At 69.6% G+C, this 24,239-nt stretch carries 15 protein-coding genes; 7 read left to right on the forward strand and 8 right to left on the reverse strand.

Annotated elements, in window-relative coordinates; all coding sequences use genetic code 11:
• Window positions 1–170: 170 nt before the first annotated feature.
• Window positions 171–1,109 (reverse strand): NYN domain-containing protein, encoded by a 939-nt coding sequence (locus tag KY572_RS03850; protein ID WP_224240794.1) that lies wholly within the window; start codon window positions 1,107–1,109, stop codon window positions 171–173.
• Window positions 1,110–1,222: 113 nt separating this feature from the next.
• Entirely contained in the window at window positions 1,223–2,008 is a 786-nt protein-coding gene (locus tag KY572_RS03855; RefSeq protein WP_224240795.1) for a hypothetical protein, read from the reverse strand.
• A 124-nt stretch (window positions 2,009–2,132) separates the two neighbouring features.
• On the opposite strand from KY572_RS03855, the gene KY572_RS03860 reads away from it, so the two are divergent.
• The 3 genes from KY572_RS03860 to KY572_RS03870 all read left to right on the forward strand — a co-directional run bounded on the left by KY572_RS03860 (window position 2,133) and on the right by KY572_RS03870 (window position 10,689).
• The gene (locus KY572_RS03860) at window positions 2,133–7,538 is read left to right on the forward strand and encodes an alpha-2-macroglobulin family protein (protein ID WP_317987806.1); all 5,406 of its coding nucleotides are present in this window, start codon (window positions 2,133–2,135) and stop codon (window positions 7,536–7,538) included.
• A 68-nt stretch (window positions 7,539–7,606) separates the two neighbouring features.
• A complete protein-coding gene (locus tag KY572_RS03865) occupies window positions 7,607–9,931 on the forward strand; it encodes a VIT and vWA domain-containing protein (protein WP_224240796.1) in 2,325 nt (774 codons plus the stop codon).
• A gap of 149 nt (window positions 9,932–10,080) precedes the next feature.
• Complete coding sequence (locus tag KY572_RS03870) at window positions 10,081–10,689, forward strand: PilZ domain-containing protein (protein WP_224240797.1); 609 nt, start codon at window positions 10,081–10,083, stop codon at window positions 10,687–10,689.
• 10 nt (window positions 10,690–10,699) lie between these two features.
• On the opposite strand, the gene KY572_RS03875 is transcribed toward KY572_RS03870, so the two are convergent.
• The 5 genes from KY572_RS03875 to KY572_RS03895 form a co-directional block, all read right to left on the reverse strand.
• Window positions 10,700–11,608, reverse strand: coding sequence for a DUF4382 domain-containing protein (locus KY572_RS03875; protein ID WP_224240798.1), 909 nt, complete (start codon window positions 11,606–11,608; stop codon window positions 10,700–10,702).
• A 164-nt stretch (window positions 11,609–11,772) separates the two neighbouring features.
• Window positions 11,773–11,925, reverse strand: coding sequence for an MYXO-CTERM sorting domain-containing protein (locus KY572_RS03880; RefSeq protein WP_224240799.1), 153 nt, complete (start codon window positions 11,923–11,925; stop codon window positions 11,773–11,775).
• 44 nt (window positions 11,926–11,969) lie between these two features.
• The gene (locus KY572_RS03885) at window positions 11,970–15,065 is read right to left on the reverse strand and encodes an efflux RND transporter permease subunit (protein ID WP_224240800.1); all 3,096 of its coding nucleotides are present in this window, start codon (window positions 15,063–15,065) and stop codon (window positions 11,970–11,972) included.
• Complete coding sequence (locus KY572_RS03890; protein ID WP_224241493.1) at window positions 15,062–16,288, reverse strand: efflux RND transporter periplasmic adaptor subunit; 1,227 nt, start codon at window positions 16,286–16,288, stop codon at window positions 15,062–15,064. Before KY572_RS03890 ends, KY572_RS03885 begins: the two co-directional genes overlap by 4 nt.
• A 14-nt stretch (window positions 16,289–16,302) precedes the next feature.
• On the reverse strand, window positions 16,303–17,658 hold the full coding sequence (locus KY572_RS03895) for a TolC family protein (protein WP_224240801.1): 1,356 nt from the start codon (window positions 17,656–17,658) through the stop codon (window positions 16,303–16,305).
• A 261-nt stretch (window positions 17,659–17,919) separates the two neighbouring features.
• Here KY572_RS03895 and KY572_RS03900 point away from each other — a divergent pair, with 261 nt between their 5' ends.
• A complete protein-coding gene (locus KY572_RS03900) occupies window positions 17,920–19,764 on the forward strand; it encodes a MopE-related protein (protein ID WP_224240802.1) in 1,845 nt (614 codons plus the stop codon).
• Here the strand turns inward: KY572_RS03900 and KY572_RS03905 are convergent, their stop codons facing one another.
• A complete protein-coding gene (locus KY572_RS03905) occupies window positions 19,765–20,304 on the reverse strand; it encodes a DUF4377 domain-containing protein (RefSeq protein WP_224240803.1) in 540 nt (179 codons plus the stop codon).
• A gap of 275 nt (window positions 20,305–20,579) precedes the next feature.
• On the opposite strand from KY572_RS03905, the gene KY572_RS03910 reads away from it, so the two are divergent.
• From KY572_RS03910 to KY572_RS03920, 3 genes are all read left to right on the forward strand, one after another.
• On the forward strand, window positions 20,580–21,419 hold the full coding sequence (locus KY572_RS03910; RefSeq protein ID WP_224240804.1) for an MBL fold metallo-hydrolase: 840 nt from the start codon (window positions 20,580–20,582) through the stop codon (window positions 21,417–21,419).
• Between the two features lie 14 nt (window positions 21,420–21,433).
• Window positions 21,434–23,005 (forward strand): sigma-54-dependent Fis family transcriptional regulator, encoded by a 1,572-nt coding sequence (locus KY572_RS03915; RefSeq protein WP_224240805.1) that lies wholly within the window; start codon window positions 21,434–21,436, stop codon window positions 23,003–23,005.
• A gap of 100 nt (window positions 23,006–23,105) precedes the next feature.
• A complete protein-coding gene (locus tag KY572_RS03920) occupies window positions 23,106–24,215 on the forward strand; it encodes a Kelch repeat-containing protein (protein ID WP_224240806.1) in 1,110 nt (369 codons plus the stop codon).
• Window positions 24,216–24,239 lie beyond the last annotated feature (24 nt).

Here is a 24,239-nt window from a genome sequence, read left to right on the forward strand (position 1 = left end):
TGCTGCCCTCTTCCCCGGATACGCCTCGCCCGCCACGGTCAGACGAGATGCCATGAGGCGCCCTACAGAGCGAGGAGGGCATCAGTATAGACGGCACTGTCATCCAGAAGCCTCGGCGGGTGGAGAGAGACTGAGCAGGGCCCTCAGCGAGCGCCAACCCACTCCGGGCCCTACCCCTCCGAGTCCTCCGGATCGGGGTACGACTCCAGGTCCTCCTCGTCCTCCACCTCCTCGCGCGCCGCGCCTCGCTTGGAGTGCCCACCGCGCGCCGGAGGCGCCGCTTCCGGCGTCACCACGTACCACTGCCGCCCCTGCTGCTGACGCTTGAGCAGCCCCTCCTGCTCCATCGCCTCGAGCAGCTTGGCGAAGGTCGCGAAGCCATGATCGCGCTCGTCGAAGTCCGGCTCCTTTCGGACGATCGTCTCCTTGATCAACGACGGGTTGATGGGCCCCGCCGCGCTCCCCAGCAGCCGCTTCACCACCGACCGGGCGATGTCCGGCACCTTCGGGCGCCCCTTCTGCGTGCCCCCGCCACTCTCCGCCTCCGCCGCCTTGCTCCCGTGCCCCTTGGCTCGGTGTCCGGAGCGCGAGCCGCGTGCCGGCTCCTCGGCGCTGACGTCGCTCTTGTCCTTGTCCCCGCGGGCCTGCCGGGGCCGCAGGTAGAGGAACTCGTCACACGCCTTCACGAAGAGCGGTGACGTGGAGCCCTTCACCGCCAGCCCGATGACCGTGCGGCCGTTCTCCCTCAGCTTGTACGCCAGCGGGCAGAAGTCGCTGTCCCCCGACGCAATCACGAACGTGTCGATGTGCTCGCGCGCGTAGCACAGCTCCAGCGCGTCGATGACCAGGCGCATGTCCGCGCCGTTCTTCCCCGAGCGCGTCGAGGGCGGCACGTCGAGCAGCTCCACCCCGTACTCGTGCAGCCGCGTCTTGGCGTCCGGGAAGCGGGACCAGTCGCAGTAGGCGCGGCGGAACACCACCTTGCCCTTCTCCAGCAGCCGATCGAGCGATGGCTGCAGATCGAAGTTGCCGGCGCTGATGCCGGTGTTGGTGACCAGGTTCTCGAAGTCGAGGAAGAGGGCGATGCGGTGCTCGTTCTGTCCGTTCAAGGGCCGTCTCGAAGAGGGCTGGGCGCCGTGGAGGCGCGAGCTCGGTAGGAGCTGGATGAAGCTACGGGCCCACCCTACACCCTTCCCGCCAATCGGTGTGGGTTCTCTCTCTCCTATCCGCGCCGAGCCTTCCGGTACCGCCACCCCATCCACCCGACGACCAGGAGGACGAGCGCCGCCGGCACCAGCACCTTCGCGAAGTCCATCCCCAGGGCCATGGACATGTCCCCGCCGAACGCCTCCACGTCGATCGTCAGCGGAACCTGCATCGTGGAGATGATCCGCGCCCCCACGCTCCGGGCCGCCTCCAGATCCCGCTGGTGGGCATTGAGCGAGAGGATGTCGAGCGTGTCGCGCGAAGGAATCAGGTAGACCACCGCGCTGGCGGTGTTCGCCCGGGAGTCCGCCTCCGGCAGATCCGTCGTGTACTCCCAACGCGCCACCGGAACGCCTCCCACCTTCTCGAGGGTGTACGCCGGAGCCTTGCCATCCACGAGGTGTGTCGAGGCCCCGAACTCCTGGGACAGGTTCTTCAGCGTCCCATCGACGAAGCCCTGGAGCTGCCGATCGTACATCTGGCCGATCCCCGGCCGAGGGATGCTCGCCACCGTGAGGACGAACACCCGCTCGGGCTGCCTCAGGATGACCAGCGCCCGCACGTTCTGGCCCCTCCCCTGCGGAGCCGCCACCTCCTCCCGGGGAATCCCCGCGCACGCCTGCTCATCGTAGGCCTGCTGGGGAATCAGGATGCAGGCCGTCGTCCCCTCCACCTTGAAGTCCAGGGAGAGCCGCGTCTCGGGATTGATCGTGAGGCGCTCCGCGAACACCACCGAGCCTGCGAGGAGGCTCCAGAGCCACGCGATCCCACAGGCATGGCTCCAGACGGTGCTCCTCGACACCCTGGCTGGCTGTCTCATCTGGCCAGGATAGCGCGACGGAGTGCCCCCCGTGCTCACCCTGTAGATTCTATTCGCGTCTGGTGCGTTGATGAGTCCGCGCACTCTGCAAGCCTGGAGTCTCCCAGTGTCCTACCCTGTCCGCCGCGCGGTCCTGCTCCTGCTGGCCATGGGCCTCGTCGCCTCCGGTCTGGCGATCGCCGCCACCGCCTCTCCCACCCCGAGCGCCCCAGACGCCGAACAGTCCGACTTCGACGCCGCCAACCGCTACCTCGCGGAGCAGTCGAATGCCCGTGCGTGCGAGGCGTTCCGCGGCTTCCTCCGCGAGCACCCCTCCTCCACGCTGGCCCCCGAGGCGAAGGTGAAGGCGGCTCGGACCTGCCTCTCCGTGGGGAAGGACAGCTCCAACGCCCTGCAGGAGCTCCGCGCCGCGGGAGGAGAAGGCTCGGTGGATCTGCCCCGCGCCCTGGCCAACCTCACCCTGGCCCAGCAGGGGGAGAACTGGATGAGCAAGGGCAGCCGGGATCGGCTCACCCTGGCCCTGGAGCAGCTCGAGGCCGTGGCGCGCGGCTCCGGGGGCCGCTGGGCGAAGGAGGCTCGCGGGCTGTTCTTCCACTCCGCGCTCGAGCAGATGGCGCAGCAGTCCTACAACGAGAAGCTCGTGGAGAACCTCTGCGGACGCGTGCTGGCCCTGGAGCCATCGGCCCGTGACCGCGCTCAGGCCATCCTCCTGCGGGCGCGCATGTGGTTTCAGACGGGCGCGAAGGATCGCATCGCACGCGCCGAGAAGGAGCTGCTCGAGCTGGGGCGCGGAAAGACCGAGTTCGCCGACGACGCCCTCTTCGCGCTGGCCGAGCACAAGGAGAACACCGGCCAGTACGCGTCAGCGCTCGAGCTCCATGGCCAGATCCTGTCGCGCTTCGACGGCACCACGAGCAACGTGCGTGACCAGGCGCGCTCGCGCAGCGAGGAGATCCAGCGTCCGCAGCTGACCATCACCACGTATTACATCGAGCAGCCCGGAGTGAAGCCGACGCTGCGGATCTCCTTCCGCAACCTGCCCGACGTCACCCTGGTGCTGCGCCGCGCCAGCCCGCTCCAGCAGCCCCCGGAGAAGGTGCTGGGCTCCACGCCCGTGGGCCCCGCTGGCGACGAGGTGAAGCGGTGGAGCCGGAAGCTCACCGCCCCCGCCCCCTATGCGCCCGGCTCGGCCGAGGAGGTGTTCGAGGTGCCTGGCGCCGGTGCCTGGGTCGTCGAGGCCTTCAGCGGCAAGGTGAGCGCCTCCGACTGGCTGCTCCTCACCCCGCTGGCCATGGTCGTCAAGGTGGCTCCCAAGGAGGTCGCCGTGTTCGTGGCCGACGCGACGACGGGCGCGGCCGCGAGGAACGCGGAAGTCGCCGTCTCCGTCAGGAGCTACGAGAACCAGACGCACTACACCCGGTTCCAGGGCCGCACGGACGAGACGGGCCTGGCCCGCATCCCGATGAAGTTCCCGGGTCGTCTACAGGAGCTCACCGCCTGGGCGAGCGCGGGCACCCACGTCACCTTCTCGCGCGGCTGGTCCAACGGCTACGGCTCGGAGGAGCAGCGTGACTGGCTCGCGTACGTGCTGACGGATCGGCCGCTCTACAAGCCGGGAGAGACGGTGGGGGCGAAGCTGTTCGTGCGAAGCCGCGCCAACGGCCCCTCGACGCCGGTCGCGGACCGCGCCATCCGGGTCCGGGTGTATGACGCCCAGTCCCGCGAGGTGCTCAAGAAGGAGCTCACGACGAGCGCCTTCGGCACCGCGGCGTTCGAGCTTCCGCTCGGCAAGGACGCGGCACTCGGGCAGTGGCGCTTCCACGTGGAGTCCGCCTCGGGAGAGCACCTGTCCTTCCAGCAGGCGAACCACGTCTTCCGGGTGGAGGAGTTCAAGCCCCCGGAGTTCATCGTGTCCGTGGAGCCCTCCGAGAGTCCCGCCCCGGGCAAGCCAGTCAAGGTGCGCATCTCCGCCTCGCGCTACTCCGGTGGGCCCGTGGCCAATGCGAGCGGACGGGCCGTCGTGACGGAGATGGGCTACACCCACCGATGGAGCCGCTGGGAGGACGACATCGAAGTCGGCTGGGGCGGCTACGGCTACGGCCATGGCGACGAGGAGCCCTACTACCATCCGGGCTGGCGCCCCACGTACCGGGAGACGACGCTGACCTTCAAGACGGGCGCGGATGGCCGCGCGGAGCTGGAGCTGCCCAGGCCCGAGGACGCCGGGGACCGCAGCTACCTGATCCACGTCTTCGTCACCGATGCGACCCGCCGCGAGGTGACGGGCAGCGGCACCGTCAACGTGTCCTCCACGCCCGTCTTCGTCGACGTGCGGAGCAACCGCTACCTCTACAAGCCGGGCGAGCCCATCCAGCTCAAGCTCCGCGCCGAGGACGCCAACGGGCGCAGCCAGTCTCCCGAGGTGGAGCTGCGACTCTTGCGGCTCGACCAGAATGGAGGCCAGAGCCTCATCCTGAAGCGCTCCGCGAAGCTGGTGAGCGGCCGCGGCGAGGCGGTGCTGGATGGCGACGCGGTGGGCGCTACCCGCATCGAGGTCCGCCGACCCGGCGCTCCCGACACCGAGCCCCCCTACGCCACCACCGACGTGTGGCTCACGAGCGACGTGAAGCCGTTCACGCCGCCGAACATGGGCTTCGCGCTCCTCACGGATCGCGCGCCGCTCGCCGTGGGCGGGACGGTCCGCGCGCTGGCGATCACTCCCTCCAGCGGCGGACACGTGCTCTTCACCGTCGAAGGCCACGGGCTGCATGCCGCGAAGTCGTTCCCGCTGAACGGGCGCGCGCGCTTCGTGGAGCTGCCGCTCACCGCCGCCATGACGCCCAACGCCTGGCTCCAGCTCGGCCGCTTCGAGCAGGGCAACTTCCTCCAGCACCAGGCGGTGGTGAAGGTGTCTGGCACCGACAACGCCCTCCAGGTGAACGTCTCCCATGGCGCCGAGGTGGTGGAGCCCGGCTCGCCGCAGAAGGCCCGCATCGATGTGAAGGGTGCCCAGGGAGAGGTGGAGCTCATGGTGTCTTCCGTCGACGAGGCCATCTTCGCCATCGCCCCCGATCAGAGCGATGTGCTCTCGTTCTTCGGCCGCCGTCCCCAGCAGCAGTGGGTCACCACCGGCTACACCCAGAACATGCGCTCCTTCCGGCCGATCCCTCGCAAGGAGCAGGCCCCCGAGCGACGGGACGCGAATGACAGGCCCGCCAAGGCGCCCGTTCCTCCCTCGGCCATGGCGTCCGAGGATGACGCGGCGGGGTTCGCCCAGAAGGCCTCCTCCATGGACATGGAGCGAGCGAAGAAGAGCGAGGCGCCTGCCGCGGAGCTGGCCGCGGCGGCTCCCTCCCCTGTCGAGTCCGCTCCAGCGGGCCCCAGGGGTGGCCTCGCCGAGCCTCCCGTGAAGGTCCGCACGAACTTCAGCTCGTCCGCGGGCTGGTTCCCCCAGGTGCGCGCGAGCCGGAGCACGGAGCTGGCGCTCCGCGTGCCGGACTCACTCACCCGCTTCCGCACGCTCGCCGTGGCGATGACAAACGGCGCGCAGATGGGCGTGGGCAAGGCCAGCTTCCGCACCGAGAAGCCGCTCATGGTCCGCCTCCAGTCGCCCCGCTTCTTCACCGAGCGCGACGAGGTGACGCTCTCCGCGCTCGTGTCCAGCAAGCTGGACCGGTCCGCCTCGGTGCAGGTGTCCTTCAGCGCTCCTGGCTTCGAGCCGATCGGCGCCACCCAGCGCACCGTCGAGGTGCCCGCGGGCGCGGACCGGCGCGTGGATGCGCGCTTCCGCGTCGTGAAGCCGGGCGAGGTGAAGCTCCAGGTCGTCGCCCGAGGCGGTGGCTCGCAGGACGCCATGGAGCTCACTCTGCCCGTCGTCGTCCATGGCTCGGCCCAGCGCGCCGCGTTCGCCGGACGTCTCTCGGACGCCGTGGAGCTCGAGCTGAAGCTCCCCGAGCAGCGCAACGCCAGCGCCACCCGCTTCGAGCTCACCGTCTCCCCCACCCTCGCCTCGGTGATGATGGACGCGCTGCCCTACCTGGCGCAGTACCCGTATGGCTGTGTCGAGCAGACCCTCTCCCGCTTCGTCCCGGCCTCCATCGCCGCCCGGACGGTCCGCGATCTGGGGCTCCCCAAGTCCCGCGTGCCGGCGGAACTGGACGCCATGGTCGACGCCGGCCTCAAGCGCCTCTACGGCTTCCAGCACGCGGACGGCGGCTGGGGCTGGTGGCAGTCCGACGCGACGAACCGGTGGATGAGCGCCTACGTCGTCTATGGCCTGTCGCTCGGCCGCGACGCGGGGCTGCAGGTGGACCCCAGCGTCCTGGAGCGGGGCCGCGCCTACCTCTCCAGCAACCTCGGCGCCGCGCTCGACAACTCCGAGGAGCACACGTGGATGGTCTTCGCCCTCGCGTCCACGGGCGGCGCCCCGAGGACCGCGCTCACCAAGGCCTTCGAGCGCAGGAGCCAGCTCTCCAACCGGGGCAGAGCCCTCCTCGCGCTGGCGCTGATCTCCGCGAAGGATCCGCGCGCACGCATCGCCGTGGAGAACCTGGACGACATCATCAAGGCGGCCCAGGAGCGGCGGGATGCGTCGGCTGGAGACGCCAACGACATCTGGCAGACCTCCGAGGCCATCGAGGCCACCGCCTACACGCTCATGGCCGTCTACCGGCACGACCCGGCCAGCCCATGGGTGAAGCCGCTGACCGACTTCCTCGTGATGCGCCGCAACGGCGGCAAGTGGCGCACCACCCGTGACACCGCCTTCTCGATCTACGCGCTGTCCGAGCTCGCCGCCCGTGAGAAGGCCGCGGCGAGCTCCGGCGCCTTCATCGTCCAGGTGAACGGGCGCGAGGCGGCGCGCGTGCGCTTCAGCTCGGGCGGAATGGATCTGTCCGAGCCGGTGGTCCTCCCGGACTCGGCGTTCCGCCCCGGCAAGAACACCGTGGTGCTCAAGCGCGACGGCGCCCCCGTCACCGGCTACTACGCGGCGATCTTCGACGTGTACAACCGCGACGAGAACGTGAAGGGCGTGGGCGGAGACGTGAAGGTGGCGCGCACCTACACGTTGCTCGGCAAGCCCTCCGCCGCCTCCGAGCGCGTCACCGCCCCCACCGAGTACGGCATGCCCGTGGAGTCCGGCGTCCGCGTGCGCGTGGACCTGGAGGTGAAGGCGAACAAGCCCGTCGAGTTCCTCATGGTGGAGGACCTCAAGCCCGCAGGCCTCGAGGCCGTGGCGCTCCAGAGCGGCCCGGAGCTCTGCAACTACCAGTGCGCCCACGTGGAGCTGCGCACCGACCGGGTGGCCTTCTTCCTGTCCCGGATCCCCGCCGGCGTGACGAAGCTCTCCTACGAGCTGCGCGCCGAGGCCCCTGGCCGCTTCCACGCCCTGCCCGCCCGCCTGGAGGCCATGTACGCTCCAGAGCTCCGGGCCACCTCCGACGAGATGCGGATGGAGGTCCGGGACGCACCCGAGGCGGGGGATCACGGGGTGGCGAAGGAAGGGCGCTGATGTAGGTAGACCGCGCCGAAGGCTCGTGCGTTGAAGAAGTCCTCGGATTGCAGAGGAGAGAGACCGCCGTGTACGCCCCGCAACGCCTGCTGCTGCTCACCGCCTTCCTGGTGCCCCTGCTCGCCTCGGCCCAGGGCATGCTGCTGCCCACCACGCCCAACGCCCGCCCCCTGGCCATCAAGAGCCAGCGGGTGAGCGTGGAGATCCAGGACGGCACCTCCGTCACCCGCGTCGAGCAGACGTTCCAGAACGACGGACCCTCGCAACTCGAGGCCCACTACATCTTCCCGCTGCCCAAGGGCGCCGCGCTCTCCGAGTTCTACCTCTGGATCAACGGCAAGAAGACCAAGGGAGAGATCCTCGAGAAGGAGAAGGCCACCTCCATCTACGAGGGCATCGTCCGGCGGCTCGCGGACCCGGGCCTGCTGGAGTACGTGGACTCGGACGTGTTCCGCGTCCGCGTCTTCCCCGTGCCCGCGCGCGGTGAGCAGAAGGTGGAGCTGGCCTTCAGCCAGGTGCTCAACTACTCCAGCGGCCTCTACCACTACCACTACCCGCTGGGCGCCACGGCCAAGGCGCAGCCCGCGGACTGGCGTCAGGTGGGCGGCACGGCGACGCGCGACTTCACCTTCAGCGCTCGCATCTCCAGCAAGACACCGCTGCGCAGCATCTACTCTCCCACGCACCAGGTGGACGTCTCCCGCCGGGGCGAGGCCAGCGCCGTGGTCGGTATGGAGCAGGTGGGCGGCGCGGATCTCTCCAAGGATCTGGACCTCTACTTCTCCGTCTCCGACAAGGCAGTGGGCCTGTCGCTGCTCACGTACAAGCAGGCCGACGAGCCCGGCTACTTCGTGGCCCTCATCACCCCGAAGACGGAGGTCAGCCCCAACGAGATCGGCGCCAAGCGCGTCACCTTCGTCATCGACACCTCGGGCTCCATGCAGGGCGATCGGATGAAGATCGCCAAGGACGCGCTCAGGTACTGCGTCACGCGGCTCAATGCCCAGGACACCTTCAACGTGGTGCGCTTCTCCACGGACGTGGAGCCGCTCTTCCCGGGGCTGAAGCAGGCCTCCAAGGAGAACATCCAGAAGGCCGTCTCCTTCGTGGATCAGATGGAGGCCATCGGCGGCACGGCCATCGACGAGGCGCTGGTGCGCGGGCTCCAGGACAATGACGGCAAGTCCCCCACCCCGCACCTGCTGCTCTTCATCACCGACGGCCAGCCCACCATCGGCGAGACGGACGAGAGCGTCATCGCCCAGCACTCCAAGGAGGGCCGCAAGACGAAGACGCGCGTGTTCACCTTCGGCGTCGGCGAGGATCTGAACGCGCGGCTGCTGGACCGGCTCTCCGCCGAGGGCAACGGCACCTCGGACTTCGTCCGGGACGGCAAGGAGTTCGAGACCAAGATCTCCAGCTTCTACGACAAGGTGAGCAACCCGGTGCTGGCGGACCTGGCGCTCGATCTGTCCTCCATCGACGCGTACGATCTCTACCCGCGCAAGCTGCCGGATCTCTTCAAGGGGACGCAGGTGGTGGTGATGGGCCGCTACCGCAAGCCCGGCGACGCCAAGGTCGTCCTCACTGGCTACGTGAACAGCGACAAGCGCACGTTCGACTACGGCACCACGGCGCCCCGCGAGGCCACCCGGGACGACTTCATTCCCCGGCTGTGGGCCATCCGCAAGGTGGGCTTCCTGCTCGAGGAGATCCGCCTGCGCGGCGAGCGCCCCGAATTGCGCGACGAGGTGCTCGCGCTGGGCAAGAAGTTCGGCATCGTGACGCCCTACACCAGCTACCTGGTGGTGGAGGACGAGCCCCTCGCGGTCACCGGCCAGCCGCCCCCGCCGCCCGTCATCCGCCCGTGGGAGGATCACCCGCCGCATCGTCACGAGAACCGCCCCATGCCGAAGGCGGAGGCCCGGGAAGCGGAGGACGACTTCGGCGATCTGTTCGGCGCGAGCCGTGGCCGCGCGGGAGGCGGCGCGAGCGGGGCCATGGCGCCCTCGGCCGCGGCGCCCGCTCCGGCCGAGTCCATGACGATGGCCGAGGGCAAGGGCGGCGTGGCCGTCTCCCGCGCGACGAAGAAGATGAAGGAGCAGGAGCGCGGCCCCTCGGCGAGCGATCCGGTGCGAGTGGCCGCGGGCCGGACGTTCATCTTCCGGGACGGCGGCTGGATCGACTCCGAGGCGCTCACCAGCCCAGGCAAGCAGCTCAAGGTGAAGTTCCTCTCCAAGGCCTACTTCGCGTTGCTCCAGGTGAAGCCGGAGCTGAAGGCGGCGTTCTCACTCGGAGACCGGGTGGTGGTGATGGTCTCCAAGGGGCGGAGCGTCATCGTCGGCCCGGACGGTGAGGAGGACGAGGCCAAGGCCCGCGCCTTCCTCAAGTAGTCCACCTCGAGGCCCCAGGCCCCTTCCGGGGGGCCTGGGGTTCAGGTGCCTGATGCTGCCTACCCTGCCGGTTGCGCCGAAAAAGTTCGGCCATGGCAGACTTGGGGTAGGACAGGGGGAAGGATCCAGGCCCCCCTGGGAGGCACCCGATGACGGAGAAGCGGCAGCACCGGCGATTCAAGAAGAGGTACACGGTCCGGTTCGGCACGACTGATCTGTCAAAGCAAGGCATCACCGGGGACATCTCGAAGGGCGGAGCCTTCATCCTGACGCGGGACATGGTGCCGCTGGACACGCGGGTGCACCTGCAGGTGCAGCTGGATCCGAAGAACTTCGTGCTGTTCGAGGGCATCGTGCAGCGGCACCGCAAGGTGCCCGCCGAGCTGCGGCAGGTGGATCCGGGCGGCTTCGGCGTGCGCTTCCTCTACCCGGGCGAGGTGGTGGCCGACATCGTCAACAAGGACACCACCACCTTCGAGGTGCACTACACCAACGCCGAGCAGCTCCAGGCCGCCTACGAGCGCGAGCTGCGCATGGGCGGCACGTTCATCCTCACGGAGAAGCCGCTGCGCATCCAGGACAAGGTCATCGTCTCGCTGTGCCTGGACTTCGCCAACGAGACGGTGGAGCAGGAGGCCGTGGTGGTGCACATCAGCCTGCCCCAGAGCACCACCCGGGCGGGCGTCTCCGTCATGTTCTCCGACAGGACCGCGCTGGAGGAGCAGCTCAAGCCCTTCCTGCCCCCACCCGCGAAGTAGCGGAAGGCGGCTACTGCGCCGACGCCGCGGTCAGCGTGAACGCCACACTCACCTGCTTGCCCGAGCCCACCGACACGGGCGCCGGGCTCGCCGGGTTGGTGGCGAACGTCACGCCGTCGGGGCCGACGATGGCGGCGGAGAAGTCACCGGGGATGAGGAACTTGAACTGAGCCTCGAAGGTGCCGTCGCCGTTGGCATCCGTGAAGGCCACCGTCTCGGTGGTGTTGCCAGTGTTGGTGAGGGACGCCTTGAAGTCCGCCAGGGTGATGGCCTGATCGTTCACGGTGGGCAGCGTGACGCCAGCGGCCTTCGTGAGCGTCACCGTCACGGTGCCGCTGAAGGTGATCTCCGCGGCCTTGATGACGGGGCTCATCACCCAGCGGCCCGAGTTGCCCGCCTGCCGGCCGAAGCTCTGCGCCACGTCGAAGTCCACGAGGATGACCTTCTGCTCACCCTCCACGGAGACGGGATCGGCGATCTTCACCTTGAGGCCGGACTGGCCATAGCTGGGCATGTGCAGCTCGCCCGCCACCGAGGCGCTCGCGGGCAGGCCCTGGTAGTTCGGCGAGGAGGCGTAGATCTTCGTGGAGCCGTCCTCCTCCTCCACCTCGATGAAGGCGCCCGTGATGACGAAGCGCAGCTCCTTGTAGGTGCCTTCCGGAACGACCGCGTCCTTCACCAGATCCGCGGTGTCGTTCGCCAGGGTGAGCAGATCCGTCGTCTTCGGCTCCTTGAGCAGGACGACGCGGTTGTTCTCACCCTCGCCCAGCAGCTCGACCTCGGAGATGGTGACGACGGCGCGCTTGAAGTCGCCCGGAGCGTCGGTGAGCTTGATGGTGACCTTGCTCTCCCCTCCGCAGCCGATGAGGCCGAGCGCAAGGGTGATGAGGCAAGAAGCCAGGATGTGGACGCGTTGCATGGGGTTCTCCAGGTGGTTGCTTCGAACGTCGCCCGGAAGACCAGCGAACACGCCCGTCGGCCACGCACGCGGCGCCAGTGCTCACGGCCCGCGCACGCAACCTGGAGAACTTCCACGCCCTTGTACTTTCTGTCTCCACGCCTGAGACAGCCACACCCCAACGCCTACCTCTGACGAGCAGCCCAGACGGCCATCACCCCGAGCAGCGCCAGAGGCACCCCCGAGGAGGAGGAGCAGTCGCAGCCTCCCGGAGGAGGGACATCCGCCCAGGCGGCGGAGGACAGGAGCAGCGCGGAGACGAGGAGCAGTCGTTTCATGCCCCGAGCCTACGCGATGTCTCACGCTGTTAAGAACTGGCGGCTCAGCCCTGCGCGGGATGCACCTCGTCCTCCGACCGCTTCCGGCGACGCCCGAGGAGCTGGCTCAGGCGCGTCCTGGCGCGATCCGCCACCACATAGAAGGCGGGGACCACGAGCAGGCTCAGCACGGTGGAGACGGAGAGGCCTCCGAGCACCGCGATGGCCATGGGCTGACGCGTCTCACTGCCCGCGCCCAGCGCCAGCGCCGCGGGCACCGCCGCCATCATCGTGGCGATGGACGTCATCAGGATGGGCCGCAGCCGCACCGGGCCCGCGCGCTGCATGGCCTCCACCGCGTCCGCGCCCTGCTCTCGCTGCTGCAGGGCGTAGTCCACCAGGATGATGGAGTTCTTCTTGACGATGCCCATCAGCAGCAACAGGCCGATCATGCTGAAGATGTTGAGCGTGGTGCCGGTGGCGAGCAGGGCGAACGCGGCGCCCGCCACGGACAGGGGGAGGATGGTGAGCACCGTCACCGGGTGCAGGAACGAGTTGAACTGCGAGGCGAGCACCATGTACGCCACGCCGATCCCCAGGAAGAGCGCGAACAGCAGGCTGCTCATGGAGTCGCGGAAGGCCACGCTCGCGCCGCCGAGCACCACGCGGGTGCCGCCCGGCAGCTCCTTGGCGGTCTTCTCCACGAAGGCGATGGCCTCCTCCTGGCTCGAGTTCGGGGCCACGTTGGCGAAGATGCTGATGGCGCGCTCGCGATCCCGGCGGGTGATGGCCTGCAGCGCGGGGCGCTCCTCCTGCCGCACCAGGGACGAGAGCGGGATCAGCTCGCCGTTGCCGGTGCGGACCTTGAGCCGCGTCAGATCCTCCGGCCGCGAGCGCTGATCCGCCAGCAGCCGCAGCCGCACGTCGATGCGCCGGCCGCCGGAGTTGTACTTACCCACGCGCACCCCACCCACCAGGGAGTTGATCGTGGCGGCCACCGACTCGATGGAGACGCCCAGGTCCGCCGCGCGAGCCCGGTCCGGGGTGATGCGCAGCTCCGGCATGCCCAGCTGGTAGTCCGTGTCCACGTCCACCACCCTGCCGCTGGCCTGCAGCTTGTCACGCATCTCCTGGCTGGCCACCACCAGCTTCTCCCAGTCCGAGCCGCGCACGCTGAACTCCACCGGGAAGCCACGCTGCGCCGTGAAGCCGGCCTGGGACAGGTCCTGCACCACCGCGCGCAGGCCCGGGTACGAGTTGAGCTCCTTGCGCAGCAGCTGCTGGAACTCCGACTGGGGCATGCGCTGATCGGGAGGGACGAGGGTGATCATCACCATGCCCGTGTTCACCCCCGAGCCGCCCATGCCGCCCACGACCGCGAAGGTGCGTGTCACCTCCGGGCGGCTCGCGAGGAACGCCTCCGCCCGCTTGAAGAGCTGGTTCGTCTCCTCCAGGCTGCTGCCCACCGCCGTCTGCAGGCGCACCGTGAGCCGGCTCTGATCCTGCGAGGGGACGAACTCACCCTGCAGCGCGCGGAAGGCGAACGCCGAGGCGATCAGCATCACCGCCGCTCCGGCCAGCACCCACCACGGCCGCTTCAGCCCCTTGCCCAGCACGCGCCCGTAGAAGCCCTCGAGCCGCTCGAAGCCGCGGTCCACCCACTGCCCCACCCGCCCGCGGTGCTCGCGCGAGGCCTTGAGCAGCTGCGCGCAGCGCGCCGGCGCCAGGGTGATGGCCTCCAGGTACGACAGCAGCACCGCCACGCACAGGGTGACGCCGAACTGGAGGAAGAACTTGCCGATGATCCCCTTCATGAAGATGACGGGGATGAAGATGGCCACCACCGCCAGCGTGGCGGCCAGCGCCGCGAAGGTGATCTCCGAGGTGCCCTCGCGCGCGGCGCGCACCCGTTCCTTCCCCATCTCCGCGTGCCGGTAGATGTTCTCCAGCACCATGATGGCGTCATCCACCACGATGCCCACCGCCAGCGCCAGGCCCAGCAGCGTGAAGGTGTTGAGGGTGAAGCCCAGGAAGTAGATGGCCGCCACCGTCCCCAGCAGCGACATGGGGATGGCCAGCACCACGTTGAGCGTGCTGGACAGCGAGCCCAGGAACATCCAGCACACCAGCGCCGTGAGCAGGCAGGACAGCAGGAGCTCGATCTCGATCTCGTGGACGCTCTCCTCGATGAAGCGCGTCGAGTCGAAGTTGATGCCCAGCTGCATGCCCTCGGGCAGATCCTTGTTCAGCTCGGCCAGCGCGGCCCGCACGCCCTCCGCCACGGCCACCGCGTTGGCGCCGCGCTGCTTGCGGATGCCCAGGCCCTGCGCCGGGTTGCCGTCCACGCGCGACATGCGGCGCACGTCCTCGAAGCCGTCCTCCACCAGCGCCACGTCATTCAGGTACACCGTGTCCCCGTTCTGCTCCCGGACGACGATGTTGCGCAGCGTCTCGAGGTTCAGCGCCTCGCCCATCACCCGGACGTTGACCTCGCGGCCCTCCGTCTCGATGCGGCCAGCGGGCAACTCCACGTGCTCGCGGTTCAGCGCGGCGATGACGTCCATGACGGTGAGCCCCTGGGCGTCCAGCTTCTGCGCGTCCACCCAGATGCGCACGTTGCGCTCCAGCGAGCCGCCCAGCGTCACCTCGCCCACGCCCTCTACCGTCTGCAGTTTCTCCTTGATGCGGTAGCGCGCGAAGTCGCTCAGCACCTGCGGCGCGAAGGGACCGGACAGGCCAATCCACATGATGGGCTGATCCTCCGGGTTCGTCTTGGAGATGATGGGAGGATCCACGTCCTGCGGCAGCCGCCGCTGCGCCTGGCTCACCTTCGCCGTCACATCCTGCAGCGCCAGGTCCACGTTGCGTGACAGATCCAGCTCCACGGTGATGGAGCCGCCGCCCTGGCGCGCGTTGGAGGTGAGGGACTTGACGCCCTCCACCTGCATCACCGCCTCCTCGAGCGGCTCGATCAGATCGCTCTCCACGGACTCGGGAGAGGCGCCCTCCCAGCTCACGGAGATGTTGATGGTGGGGAAGTCCACGTCCGGGAACTGGCTGATGCCGATGCGCTGCGCGGCCACCAGGCCGAAGACGATGGTGGCCGCCATCAGCATCCACGCGAAGACGGGCTTCTTGATGCAGGCCTCGGTGATGTTCATTGCCCGGCTCCCGCCGCGTTGCCGCCATCCGTGGGCCTGCGCGGCTCACCGGTGACGGCGGGCTTCTCTCCCTGCGCCACCCGCACCGCCGCGCCCTCCCGCAGCGCCTCCGCGCCTCGCACCACGAGCTGCTCGCCCGGCTTGAGCCCCTCGCGCACCTCCACCCGGCCGTCCGCCGTGCGCATGCCCAGCTCCAGCACGCGCTCGCGCGCCTTGTCCCCTTCCACCACGTAGGCCAGGAAGCCGCGCTCGCTGGGGCGCACCGCCGTCTGCGGCACCACCGGCGAGCCCTTGGACGTCTCCACTGGCACCACCACCGAGGCGAAGGCGCCGGGCCGCAGCGCCTCGCTGTCCTCCTTGGACACCTCCGCCGTCACCGACACCATGCGGCTCTGATCGTCCGCTGCCGCGGCCACGTGGGTGATCTTCGCGGTGTAGGTGCGGCTGTCCGAGCGCACCGTGAAGCGCGCGGAGAGGCCCGGCTTGATCCGCCCCACGTCCGCCTCGGGCACGCGGAAGCGCACCAGCAGCGGCTCGCGGCGCAGCAGCGTGGCCAGCACGTAGCCCGGCTGCACGTACTGTCCCGTCTGCACCGTGCGTGTCTGCAACACCCCGTCCATGGGCGCGCGCACGTAGGCGTCCCGCAGGTTCAGCTCCGCTTGCTCCAGCGCCGCCTTCGCCGCGCTCACCTCGGCCGCCGCGGTCCGGGCCCGCGTCTGGAAGGTCTCCAGCTCCTCCGCGGGTAGAAGGCCCGGGCGCTGCTCGTTCACCGCCGCGCGACGCTGGGCCCCGGCCTGGGCCTCCGACGCCGACGCCTGGGCCTTCTCCAGCGCCGCCTTCGCCGCGCTCACCGCCAGGCTGTAGCGGGTGGGCTCGATCTCCGCGAGCAACTCCCCCTTCTTCACCGTCTGTCCCTCGATGAAGCCCACGCGCTCCACGACGCCCGCCACGCGCGCGGTGATCTGCACCTGCTCGAAGGCCTCCACGGAGCCCACCGCGCTGACCGCGTACTCCACGTCCCGGATCTCGACGGGCGCCACCTCCACGGGGAACTGCATCGGTCCACGCCCGCCGCCTCCCGGACCACCGCCACCGGCCTTGCCCGGTGGAGCACCGCCGCCCCGATCTCCACCGCCTGCACCGCCCAGAGCGCCGCCCCCCTCCTTCTGGCCACACCCCACCCCCGTGGCCACCACCACGGCCACCAGGGCCACCAGTCCCATCCCGCGTCTCACGATCACGGCTCCTTCCCGAGAGGATCGAGTCCCACGGCGGCCCGGAGATCCAGCAGCGCCACACCCAGGGTGTAGCGCGCGCGAGCCACCGCCACTTCCGCCTCGAACAGGCGCAGCGAGGCGTCCGCCACCGCCAGCGCGGTGGACAGGCCCTGTCGATACAGAATCCCCGTCTCCTCCGCATTCTTGCGAGCCTGGGCAGCCGCCAGCTCGCTCTGCCGCAGGGCGGCCTGGGCGTTGCTCAGCACCACCTGGGCGCGCTGGATGTCCACGCCAACGCGGCGCGTGAGGGCCGTGGCCTCCAGCTCCGTCGCCTGGGCCAGCGCCACCTGCTCGCGGTGATCGGCATACCGCTCTCCGCCATCGAAGAGGTTCCAGGTGAGATCCAGCGAGAGGAACCCATCGCCGTTGCGGCCCGCGAAGCCGGGCTCGTTGGTGAAGCGGTATTGCCCGGTCAGCCCGAGCGTCGGGAACAGGCGCGCCAGCGGCTCCCGCGCGGAGGCCTGCTGCGCCTGCACCTTGAGCCTCGCGGAGAGGATGTCGAGCCGCCGCTCCTCCGCCCCCTGGCCGAGCGCACTGAGCGCATCTGGGGGGCGCGCGGCCTCCACGAGCACCGCCTCCGGCAGGGCGAGCGGCCCCTCCACCGGCGACACGAGCAGGAAGCCCAGCTCGATGCGGTTGGTGTCCGCGGAGCCTCGAGCCTCGGCCAGCTGCACCTCGGCGCTGGACAGCTCCAGCTCGGCGCGCGTCACGTCATTGGTGCTGGCCAGACCCGCCTCGGCCCGAGCCCTCGCGTCCTCCAGGCTCTGCCGGGCAAACTCCATCCGCCGGACGGAGGCCTCGTAGACCTGCTGGGCTCCCAGGGTCGAGAGGAAGGCATCCGCCGCCTCGAAGGCCACCAGGCGCCGGGTCTCCCGCGCGTCCAGGCCCGCTGCCTCACCCTGGAGCCGAGCAGCCCGGTACAGGGGAAAGCCCCGCGCGTCGAGCAGGGCCATCCGAGCGACGGCCGTGGCGCCCAGTGCGTTGAGCCGCTGGCTCACCACGGGCTGCCCGTCGACGGTCCGCACGGCCTCGCGCAGGCGGCGCGTGTAGGTGCCCGTAACCGTCAGCTCGGGAAAGAAGAAGGCCCGGGCCCGAGCCACGCGCGCCTCCGCGGCCTCGGCTCGCCGCTGCGCCGCCAGCGCCCGCTCGTTGCGCTCGGCCGCGAGGGCCACGGCCCGCTCGAGGGTGAGCGGCTCGCCCGTGGCCTGCTCCAGGGGCCTGGCTCCCGGCTCCGAGCTCTGCGCCGCGGCCGCCAGGGGGCTCAGGGCGAGCCAGGCACAGAGCGGCGCGGCGAGAAGAGATCGGACGGTGGACATGGAGGTGTGAAGTCGTACGCAGCGCGAAGGTCTTCTCCGCTCGCCATATAACGAAGCGTGGAGAGCAGGACCAAGGAGTTCTGGCGTGGGTGGACGTTGGCCGGCTCGACGGACTAAGGGAGACATTCAGTTCGGCCTTCCAAACGGGCGCGTGCGCCCCGGAATCCTCCTCCGATGCGTTTATTCCGATTCGGCTTGTGGTGCGTGTTGTTTGCTATCGGATGCAAGCGAGAGGAGGTCCCCACCGCGGGAGCCCTCCGCGTGGACCTCACCTATGCGACGTTCCGTCCGGGGTGCCTCACACTGAAGGCGCAGGATCAGGCGGACCCGTCCCGCTTCACGCTGCAGGAGGTGGCGCTGGGGCAGGAGCCGGCGCCCAGCAGGACCGTGAAGGTGGCCGTCTTCCGCAAGGAGGACTGGAGCCGGCGGCTCGTGCTCACGGCCACGGCGTATGAGCGCTCCTGCGCGGAGCAGAACCCGAGGCAGGTGGATGCGCAGACGCTGGAGGCGGAGGTGCCCGCGGAGGGCATCGCGCTCGTGAGCATGGCGCTGCGCGCCGAGGATCTGGACGACGACCACTACGTAAAGGTGAGCCAGGGCGGCACGGACTGCGACGACGACGATCCCGCCGTGAACCCCGGCATCCTCGATGACTGCGACGGCAAGGACGACAACTGTTCGGGGGACGAGTCCGACGCGCCGGGTGTGATCGTGTACTACGCGGACGTGGACGGAGACGGTTACGGCAACCCGGCCACACGGCAGGCCTCCTGTGTCCAGCCGACGGGCACCGCCACCAATGGCCTGGACTGCAACGACACCAATGCCGCGGTGCGTCCGAACCAGCGCGAGCTCCTGTGCAACGGCCAGGACGAGAACTGCGACAGCGTCGCGGACGACAGCTTCGATGTGAGCAGGCCGTGCACCACGGCGCTGGGCTGCTCCGGGGCGTGGGCCTGCACCCCGGACCAGCGCGCCTCGCAGTGCGTGAGCCCCGAGACGCCGAGGAACTGGTACGTGGACGAGGACGGGGATCAGCGCGCGGGCCGCTCCGTGGGTCCGGGCTGCGTGCCGCCGGTGGCCGGAGCCGTGGATCGCCAGGACGACTGCGACGACAGCTCGCCCTTCGCGTTCAGCGGAGGGACGGAGCGGTGCGACCGGCTGGACAACGACTGCAACGGCCAGGTGGACGAGGTGGGCTGCGGCTCGGTGGCCTGGAGGACGATCCCGGGCACCGGGAACACCGAGTGGCGCGCGCTGGCCGCCTACGCGGACGGCAGGGCCTGGGTGGCGAGCCCCACGGGCGCGCTGGCGCATGTGGCGGGTGGCGTCGCCACCGCGTACCCCGACTGCGCGGGCCAGTGGCTCTCCGCCTGGGCTCGTCCCAGCGATGGCCGTGTCTTCCTGGGCTCGGAAGACGGCCGGATCGCCACTCACGCGGTGACGGGAGGCGTCGACTGCTCGACCGCGGGAGAGAACACGAGCACGGGTACGAGCTCCCAGATCAATGGCCTGGTGGGCTTCGAGAATGGCGCGAGCACCACGCTCTTCGCGGTGACGAGCAACGGGCGCATCTACCGGTGGACCTATCCGGGCAATGCGCCGCCCGTGGAGCTGGCCGGGCTCGGCGCGAACCTCCGGAGCATCCACGGGACGAGCCCCACGAACCTGCTGGCCGTGGGCGTGGACAGCTCCAGCGGGGTGCCTCGGGCCTTCCGCTTCGACCCGACGGGCGGCGTCTGGGTTCAGGAGAGCCTGCCGGCCTCCCTGCCCAAGGTGTTCCTGCGCGACGTGCACATGGTGCACGGTCAGCTCGCCTACGCGGCGGGAGATCAGGGTGTGGTGCTCGAGCGCTCCAACGGGGCGTGGAAGGAGGTCACCCGGCTCGACCCGGGAGGAGGCCCCCCTCCGAACATCCACGGCCTGACCGCCTTTGGTCGCACGGCGATCTACGCCGTCACCAACGACAAGAAGGTGTACCTGTTCAACGGGAGCTGGAGCTCCGTGGAGTCCCTCTCGTGGACGCCCAGGGCCATCGACGGTGTGGGACCGCACGACGTCTGGGCCGCGGGCAGCCAGGGCACCGTCATCCGCTGGAGCCCCTGATCAGGGGACGCCGGTGATGATCAGCGGGTCGCCCTCGACCACGGGGTAGTCCATGTAGAGCTGGAACGGCGAAGTCTCGCTGCCCAGCTTCTGCTCGAGCGCGTCACACACCGCGCTGGAAGCACACGTCATCGGGGTTCCGTCGATGAGGGAGTAGCCGCTCGTCCGGGTGCCCTTGAGGTAGTTCCGGTTGACCATCAGCGTGAAGATCGCCTCCTCTGGCACGGGCTTCGACTCGATGAGTTCCTCCAGCACGTAGCGGACCGACGAGCCATCCTCGGGAGGATCCTTCACCTCGACCTTGGAGAGCCGGATCGTCTGGAGCATGCCCCAGCGGAACGTGAACCCTTCAATCCCTTCATAGAAGAGCGTTCCTTCTCCCGTGTCCTCCCGAATCCCTATCAGACAGGTCTGAGGACCCACGCCCTCGCACGTCGCCTTGAACGGGGACACCAGGTACTCCTCCCCTCCGTCCTGGCAGCCGAACAGCCCTGCGGCTCCCAACGCCAGCAGCCCCAAAGCTCGCATCCACCGCTTCATCGCGCCTCCTCGGATCGGCCGGCCCCTACCCTGATTCCCCACCCATTTCAAAAATCCGACTTCCACGCCAGCCAGGATGTCCCGGATTGGCGCGAGCGTCCTGATCCAGTGCGATCCAAAGTGGTGCACCGGGGTGCTCCACTCCCTTCTCCTCCCTGTGATTCCAGGCACTTGGCCTCTGGCATCATCCCTGCTCTTACGCCAGGACGTCAGCGGTTTACACGAAAACGTCAGCTCGGCCCGTCGGGGCGCAGGCAATCTGGAGGAGGAGCACCATGGAGGTCCGGTTCTTCGGAGTTCGGGGCAGCATCGCGGTGTCGGGCTCGCGCATCGGGGGCAACACGGCTTGCGTGGAGGTGACCAGCCAGGGCCACCGGCTCATCCTGGATGCGGGCACGGGCATCCGCACCCTCAGCGAGATCATGATGCGCGAGGGCCCGCCCCAGAAGGCGACGATGTTCTTCTCGCACCTGCACTGGGATCACGTGCAGGGCTTCCCCTTCTTCACCCCGGCGTACCTGGGCTCGACGGAGCTGACGCTCTACGGGCCGGGCGCCAACGGGGACCAGGCGCTGCAGAGCGTGCTGGCCAGGCAGATGGAGCCGCCCAACTTCCCAGTGCCGCTGTCCACGCTGCGCTCGAAGATGACGTTCGGGTCGGCGCTGCACGGGCAGCCCATCGAGGTGGGCCCGTTCAAGGTGACGCCCATCGACGTGCCGCACCCGCAGGGGTGCCTGGCCTACCGCGTGGAGGCGGACGGGCACACGTTCGTCTACGCCACGGACGTGGAGCTGTCGCGGGCGGGGCTGACCTCGGACGTGGCCCGCTACCTGGAGGGCGCGGACGCGCTGTGCCTGGATGCCCAGTACACGCCGGACGAGTACGCCGGGAAGGTGGGCATCCCGAAGAAGGGTTGGGGCCACTCGACGATGGTGGACGCGGCCCAGGTGGCCTCGGCGGTGGACGCGCGCCGGCTGCTGCTGTTCCACCACGACCCGGCGCACAACGACGACCTGGTGGAGAACATGGCCGAGGAGGCCCGCAACCACTTCTTCGCGACCGAGCCGGCGCGTGAGGGCAAGCGCCTGGTGCTGGGACAGGCCGTGAACGCGTAAGGACGGACGGCGCGATGCTCTACGAATGCTATGGTGGTGGCACGGCGTTCGTTCTTCCGCCGTTGCCCACCATGCCCCAGCCAACGGACGTCAGCCAGGTACTGCTCTCGGTGGGAGGCCTCGTCGGGCGGGAGGTCGACCTCGACGCGTTCCTCCAGACGCTGGTCGATCGCATCGCGGTGACGATGCAGGCCGACCGCGGCACGCTCTGGCTTTTGGATCCAGCGCGCGGCGAGCTGTTCTCCCGCGCGGCGCACCTGCCCGAGGTGTCGCAGATCCGGGTGAAGCTCGGGCAGGGCGTGGCGGGCCACGTGGCGAAGGTGGGCGAGCCGGTCAGCGTTCCGGATCCCCGCGGCGAGCGCCTGTTCTTCGCGGACATCGATCGGCTCACGGGCTACAAGACGACGAGCCTGCTGGCGGTGCCGTTGCGGGACTCGGAGGGCGCCATCTACGGCGTGCTGCAGGTGCTCAACCGGCGGGGCAGCGATCGCTTCACGGAAGAGGACATGGAGCGGCTGACGGTGATCGCCGCCCAGGTGGGCACGGCGCTGCAGAGCACCAGCCTCTACCAGGAGCTGAAGCGGGCGAAGGACCAGCCGCAGGCGCCGGTCGGCTACTTCTTCAACCGCATCATCGGCGAGTCTCCGCAGCTCAAGTCCATCTACCGGCTGGTGCAGAAGGCGGCGCCCACGGACGCGACGGTGCTGCTGCGCGGCGAGAGCGGCTGCGGCAAGGAGCTGTTCGCCCGGGCCATCCACGTGAACGGGCCTCGGCGGGACAAGCCGTTCGTGAAGGTGGACTGCGCGGCGCTGCCGGCGACGCTGATCGAGAACGAGCTGTTCGGCCACGAGAAGGGCGCCTTCACGGGCGCGGACCACCGGGTGCCGGGCAAGTTCGAGGCGGCGGACGGCGGCACGGTGTTCATCGACGAGATCGGCGAGCTGCCGCTGCCGGTGCAGGGCAAGCTGCTGCGAGTGCTGCAGGATCGCGAGTTCGAGCGCGTGGGCGGCACGCAGACGGTCAAGGTGGACGTGCGCATCGTCGCGGCGACGAACCGGGACCTGGCGAAGATGGTGTCCGAGGGCAAGTTCCGCGAGGACCTCTACTACCGCATCAAGGTGGTGGAGATGGTGCTGCCGCCGCTGCGGGAGCGCGGGGCGGAGGACATCGAGCGCCTGGCGCGGCACTTCGTGGCGACGGCGGCCAAGCGGCACCGGCTGAAGCAGCCGCAGCTGAGCGCCGTGGCCCTGGAGCGCCTGAGGACCTACCGCTGGCCCGGCAACGTGCGAGAGCTGGAGAACTGCATCGAGAGCGCGGTGGTGCTCTGCGAGGGAGAGATCCTCGAGGAGCACCTGCCGATGCCCACGATGGACCGGGCCGCGTCGGCGCCCTCGGGGACGGAGGCGACCACCGTGGCCACCGCGCCCGTGGGCCTGATGCCTCTGGCGGAGGTGGAGCGACAGCACATCCTGCGAGTGCTGGAGGCGGTGAAGGGCAACCGAACGGCGGCGGCGAAGGTGCTGGAGATCGGTCGCAACACCCTGGCGCGCAAGCTCAAGGAGTACGGGTTCGCGGACGAGGCCTAGCCAGCGCGGAGCCTGTCGGCTGGAACCGTTGCGAACTGGTATGACAAGCATACCAGTTGGCGGCGCTCTGGTCCGACCTGGGCCCCCCTATAATGTCGGTATGTCCCCCAACCAGGAATCACCCAACCCCACGCGTGTCCCCTACGAGGGCACCTGGCTCGATGGCTTCAGCCTGACGGCGGTAGCCGGCGGCGCCCTCCTGGCGGGCGGCTCGGAGACGCACTCGGACGGCACCCCGCCGAACACGGCCAACAGGGCGTCATTCTGGGATGCATCGAAGCAGGAATGGCTCCCGCTTCCACCCCTCCCCACCCCACGCTTCAACCACGCGGCGGTCGCCCTGGGGGACGGGCGTGTGCTGCTCATCGGCGGGCGGGACAACAGCGTCACGGAGATGGCAAGCACGCTCCTCTGGGATCCAACGACCCGGGAGTTCAAGGAGGGCCCCCCGCTCCGCGAGGCGCGCGCATACCCCGTGGCCCGTGTGCTGCCAGACGGCGCGGTGCTGGTGCTGGCCTCCGAGCTCGACGACGACCTGGAGCGCGGCACCCGGGCGGAGCTGCTGCGTCCGGGTGCCAGCGCCTGGGAGCCGGCGGGCCAGACGGTCCGCATCTTCCACGTCGGCCCCGTGTGCGTGAGCGGCGAGCGGGTGGTCATCGCGGGCGGCCGGGACAACGGCTTCGGCTTCGCCATCATCGAAGGAGTCCACTACGCCCCGCCCCTCGCCCAGAGCACGGAGATCTGGGAGCCCGGGAGCCGTACCTGGCGAACGAGCGCCGGCCCGATGCTCGAGCCCCGTGACGACGCCGCGGGAGTCACGCTCTCGGATGGGCGCATCCTCGTCGTGGGAGGCTGGCACGAGGGCACGCTCCTCAAGAGCACGGAAGTGTGGGATCCGCGCACCGAACAGTGGAGCCCGGCGGGGACGCTCTCGATTGCACGCTCCAGCCTCGCCCTGACCGCGCTGCCGGACGGCCGGGCGGCGGTCTCCGGTGGGCTGGCGGAGGGCCCGTTCGACCACACGAAGGAGGTGGAGATCTGGGAGCCCGAGCGGCGCGTCTGGACTCCGGGCAAGCCCATGGAGCAGGGCCGCGCGGGCCACCGGCTGGTCGCCGTGGGCGACGGAGCCTTCCTGGTGGTGGGAATCGCTCGCCCGTCTCAGGAGGTGGCTCCGGAGACGACCTGGGAGCTGTGGCGGCCCTTCCCGTGACGCGCGGGCCGCGCTACGTGGCCT

Source organism: Hyalangium gracile, from assembly GCF_020103725.1.
Lineage (GTDB): Bacteria > Myxococcota > Myxococcia > Myxococcales > Myxococcaceae > Hyalangium > Hyalangium gracile.